The 3,238-nt window shown below is 30.8% G+C and carries 5 protein-coding genes; all 5 read left to right on the forward strand.

Features of this window, described 5'->3' with window-relative positions:
• Window positions 1-313: 313 nt before the first annotated feature.
• The 5 genes from DUT90_RS00020 to DUT90_RS00040 all read left to right on the forward strand — a co-directional run bounded on the left by DUT90_RS00020 (window position 314) and on the right by DUT90_RS00040 (window position 2,549).
• Window positions 314-997 (forward strand): hypothetical protein, encoded by a 684-nt coding sequence (locus tag DUT90_RS00020; protein ID WP_114424672.1) that lies wholly within the window; start codon window positions 314-316, stop codon window positions 995-997.
• Window positions 998-1,150: 153 nt separating this feature from the next.
• Window positions 1,151-1,519 carry a hypothetical protein gene (locus DUT90_RS00025; RefSeq protein WP_114424673.1) on the forward strand — a complete coding sequence of 123 codons (369 nt, stop codon included), beginning with the start codon at window positions 1,151-1,153 and terminating at the stop codon, window positions 1,517-1,519.
• A complete protein-coding gene (locus tag DUT90_RS00030; protein ID WP_114424674.1) occupies window positions 1,520-1,807 on the forward strand; it encodes a hypothetical protein in 288 nt (95 codons plus the stop codon). It begins immediately after the preceding gene.
• A gap of 214 nt (window positions 1,808-2,021) precedes the next feature.
• Window positions 2,022-2,240: a hypothetical protein gene (locus tag DUT90_RS00035; protein ID WP_114424675.1), complete on the forward strand. Its 219-nt coding sequence runs from the start codon at window positions 2,022-2,024 to the stop codon at window positions 2,238-2,240.
• A 3-nt stretch (window positions 2,241-2,243) separates the two neighbouring features.
• Entirely contained in the window at window positions 2,244-2,549 is a 306-nt protein-coding gene (locus tag DUT90_RS00040) for a type II toxin-antitoxin system RelE/ParE family toxin (protein WP_114424676.1), read from the forward strand.
• Window positions 2,550-3,238: the final 689 nt, after the last annotated feature.

Below are 3,238 nucleotides of genomic sequence, written 5' to 3' on the forward strand. Positions count from 1 at the left end.
TGATAACTTTTTAGGGAATTTAATCGCAGGTTTAACAGCTTACTCTTTCCTTGACAAGAAACCTAGTATTAAAATTCAAAGATTTTTGCCTAATATAGATATAAGTTAAGTCGAACTCACGTTTAATAAGTAAAATCAAACGAATTTTATAATTACTATTGCCAACAACGTGTATATTCAATTGCTAGCTAATAGACTACTTTGGAAAATCCTCGCGGATTTTCCATTCAGTAATTATTTGCTATTTTAGTGATTGAACCACGCAACTGAAACATACACAAAACCGTTGGGTGCAACTAAAAAAAAATGAAAAATGAAGAAAATATACTTTATAATATTACTTTTTACTACTGTTAAATCAATAGCAGTAAATAACAGTAATCTCTTGAAAATAAAAGCTAAAATCTCGGAGAAATACGGAATTGAGATGAATTTAAAAATCACTGAAAATTCTGTAAATGGATATTACTATTACACGAAATACAAAACGAATATTCCTTTAGTTGGAAAAATTAACAACGAAAAATCAGAAATCCTTCTTTTAGAAAAACCATGGACTGAAAATAGTTTAAGCAACCCTACAAAAGGTTTTATATTAAATATTTCAAACGATCAAATAACCGGTAAATGGTTTGACAAAAGTCCTGAAAAAAAATTGCCAGTAAGTGGATATTTTAAAAATGAAAAACTAAAATATGAAACTGAAACCGACGGAGACTATAAAAGTCTGCGTAATTCTGAAAAATTTCAAGGATTCATAAAGTTAGTTAATATTCACGACAATATATTTGTATTTGATATCTCAACATATACAGAATCAGGATGTATTGGGGAACTTTATGAGATTATTCGTATTGAAAAAAATAAAGGAGTATTTAAAAATCAATCATGCGAAATATCTGTAGAATTAGATAAAAATAGTATTACTATTAGTGAGCAAAAATGTGCTGCTCATGGACATAGATGTTATTTCGACGGAAAATATCTAAAACAGTAAAGCTGACACCCAACACCGTATATAATTTATTGCTAGTTTCTTGCTTACTTACGAAAGTCCTCGCGGACTTTCTTTGTCTGTAATTATTTACTAAATTAGTTGCTTGAAACACGCAACAAACCATATACAATAACGTTGTACGCAAGTTGACCGATGAAACGTAAAAAGAAAATAACAATCGGAATTGGACTCTTATTGGTCGGAATTTTATTTTGGCAATTCGGACTTTTTAACCGATTTAATTATTTGACTGCAAAGATTGACGGCTGGAGAAATTCGGCAAGAATTGTAACAACTGAACCACCTTTGCATCCTTGCGGAGTTCCTTGTATTGGACTGAAAGAAGACTATGGATTTCACGAACATTATACAAGCTGTAATCAAACTGGACCAACTATACGCGGAATTAAAGCTTATAATGCAGAAATTGAAAAGTATCTAAATAAAAGAAACGGAAAGGATTGGCGAGCAAAATATCAAGCGGAATTGGATTCGCTGATTAAAAATAATCGATTAGAATAAATGGGATTAGGAGCTGGACACGTATTAGATATGATAAATCGGATGAAACAAAACCGAGCGCAACGTCCATCTAATCGTTCAAAATTTAAAGAAAATAATCGTGATGGAATTTATTCATCTGACAAAAAATCTCGACAACCGAATTTTAAAACTGTTCCTGAAAAAGAACTGATTGAAATAAAAAATCGGATTCGTGAACGAGCGAAAACGGAACAAAAAAAAGAACGGATTATTATTGGAATTTCAATCCTTTTCGGAATAATTTCACTAATCGGATTTCTAATATAGCTGAAATAAAAAACCTGCGTACAACAATGTATAACCGCAATTACGGCGGATTCGACTACGTCCGAATCCACTCGGAATTGCTAACGTCTGTGCTAAACCGAAAATTAACACATATTAACCCGTAACTGACGGTTATACGAGACCGTTGGGTTTCATACCCAAGCAAACTCAAAATTGAAATTAATTTTCGTAAATTTGTTTAAAAAGTAAAAAAATGGACATTCAAACTACAAAACTAGAATTATTGAAAGTTATATTAGAAAATGAAAACTCTGAATTTATTCAACGAGTGTCCGATTTTGTAAAAAAAGAAAGAAAAGATTTTTGGAATGAATTAAGTTTATCTGAAAAAAAAGAAATTAATAAAGGAATTAATGAACTCAATAACGGTAAAAGAATTTCTTACGAATCTTTTTTAAAGAAAATATCATAATGAATGAAAGTATTTTTATCTGAGCTAGCAGAAACAAAACTTTTAAAACTTTCTGAATATTTATTAGAAAATTGGAATATAAAGACAAGAGATAAGTTTATATCAAAACTTACTGAAAAGATTAAACAAATATCGATTCAGCCTGAAAGTTGTCCGAAATCATTTGAATTTGAAAATTTGTATAAATGTGTAGTGACAAAACAAACAACATTCTATTACAGAATAAACTCTGATAAACAAGAAGTTGAAATTATCACGATTTTCGACACCAGACAAAATCCTGAAAGGTTGAATGAGGACATCGAATAGTAGTACGAAAACCCAACAACGTGTATATTCAATTGCTAACATCTAGCCTACTTGGGAAAATCCTCGCAGATTTTCTATTCAGTAATTATTTTCTAAATTTAGTGAAGAAACCACGCAACTGATATATACACAAAACCGTTGCCAAAAATTGCGCTCAGCAGGCTCAAAAAAGGAATCTGAGCTAGAAATTTTGAAGCTGAAATGTTAAGCACTCTCTCACGAAATTAGAATGTTTGACTTTCTAAAGTTTGAGGACTTACTCAAACTCTGAAAAATTGTAACGTGTGAGTCTCAGCAAAACGTGTGACTGAAAAACTAAATCTGAGTTACTTTCGGACTTGAAATTCTTTGTGAAATTTCTCACTCATACTCTGAATTTAGTAAAACGTGAAAATAGAAACAGAATTGTAAACTGAAAAGCAACATTTTGGCAACAAGGTATAAATTTTATTGCTGCGTTATTTTTCCTTCGGAAAAATCCGCATTGGGTTAGTTGTTTTAATATTTTGCTTACTTTTAGCTTGAGAAACCGCAACAAACTTTATACAGGGGCGTTGTGCTTAATGTAAAAACTGAACTTTCCTGAAATAGGTTGACTAAAAATTAATCAATTAATTATAGTCACTTATGAAAACAAAAAAAGAACCCTGGCGAAAAAGAACCTATCAAAAAGTAACCTTAGAAACTAA

It is taken from the genome of Polaribacter sp. WD7 (genome assembly GCF_003335085.1).
GTDB lineage: Bacteria > Bacteroidota > Bacteroidia > Flavobacteriales > Flavobacteriaceae > Polaribacter.